At 33.8% G+C, this 1,758-nt stretch carries 2 pseudogenes; both read left to right on the forward strand.

The features are described 5' to 3' along the window. Positions 1 to 194, forward strand: a pseudogene (locus Q0257_RS06905) (tRNA uridine-5-carboxymethylaminomethyl(34) synthesis enzyme MnmG); the annotation flags it as partial. Between the two features lie 82 nt (positions 195 to 276). After that, positions 277 to 1,758, forward strand: a pseudogene (locus tag Q0257_RS06910) (hypothetical protein); the annotation flags it as partial.

Consider the following 1,758-nt stretch of genomic DNA (forward strand, 5'->3'; position numbering starts at 1 on the left):
AGGGGCTGCTTGGCGTCGCGATCCCGCCGCAGATCGATTTTAGCAAGATCGGAGGCCTTAGCAACGAGATCGTGCAGAAGCTAAATCGCTTCGCGCCGCCGACGCTGTTTGCCGCGAGCGAGATCAGCGGCGTAACGCCCGCCGCGATCGATATTTTGCATATCTACATCAAGCAAAATTTTGGCTTGAAATGAAAATAAAATGGCAATTAAATTAAAGCCAAGTTTTGCGATAAAATGAATGATATAATTAAAAAAGGATAAAGGGGAGCAAAAAATGGCAACATTAGAAGAATGCTTAAAACTAAAAGATGAGTTTAAACAAAGATGGACTTTGCAAAATGTCAAAGATATGACTATAAACCAATATACCGGGATTGGCGATAAGGATACTTTTACATATTGGCTTGAAAGCAAAACAGAGAAGCTTATAAGTATATGGGGCGGCTCGGCTTATAAATTTGGAATTTTTAAAAGAGCTCAAAAAGATGGCAGAAAAGAACTTAAACCTGGGCAAACTGGTGATATAGAGTATGGCTGGTATAAAAAATATGGAAACAATAGAAACGAAGCATTTGAAAAAATAAAAAGTATAATTTTACAAGTTATAAATTATGCACAAAATAAAGAATTTGAAAAAATTGACGATATTGATTTGGGCGATGCCGTAAAATGGAAAATAGCTTTTTTATATGCACCAGATAAAACGCTTTTACGTATTGTCTCACGAGACGCTTTTGAGTATCTTGCTCGGAGAAATAATATAGAATCAAACAAGATATCACAAATTCAAAAAGAGCTAATTAAAAAGAAGCCCGACAATATCGACTTTTATGATTATTCGTTTTCGCTATGGAATGAATATGCAAAAGAAAACGATTTAAAACAGGATATATTAGAAGAAAAAGGAAATGAGCCGGCCGATAATAATAAAACAACAACTTATCCCCTAAACCAAATCCTATACGGCCCTCCAGGAACAGGAAAAACATATACCACAATAGCAAAAGCCATCGAGATAATAAAAGGAGAAAAAGTTGGCGAAGAAGAAATCAGCGACAAAGAAAATAGGAAAATTTTAAAAAAGCAATTTGATGAATATGTGCAAAGAGGACAAATAAAATTTGTAACATTTCACCAAAGTTATGGGTATGAGGAATTTGTTGAAGGCATAAAGCCTGTTTTAGGCAATGATGAAACCGATAGTGATAAAGAAATAAAATACGATACTGAAGATGGGATTTTTAAAAAACTTTGCAAGACTGCGCAAAATATTGAAGGCAATCCCAGCGAAACCTTAGTTTTTAAAGATAGCATGAATTTTTGGAAGATGTCTTTAGGAGACTCTCAAAATCCAGAAGAAGATTTTGTATTTGAGTATTGCATAAAAAACAATGTTGTTTTGCTTGGCTTTGGCAAATGGATTAATTTTAGTGATTGCAAGAATATTGAACAAATTTCAAAACTTATGGGAAAAGAAAAGACGGATTTTTCAGCTATAGCCATAAACAGACTAAAAAACGAGATAAAAAACGGTGATATAATCTTAATTTCACTAGGAAACAAAAAACTAAGAGCAGTGGCTCAAGTAACCGGTGAGTATAAATTTTTAGATCGAAACGATCTTGGTAGTTTTGTTCAAGCTAGGGGCGTTAAGTGGATTTTTATACCAGATGAGCCGGTTTATTATGAAAAAATTTTATACAAACAGTTCTCGCAAATGAGTATTTATAATATAAAGTATAATTTAAAAATAGAT

Origin of the sequence: uncultured Campylobacter sp. (genome assembly GCF_938018035.1) — a bacterium.
Classification (GTDB): Bacteria; Campylobacterota; Campylobacteria; order Campylobacterales; family Campylobacteraceae; genus Campylobacter_B.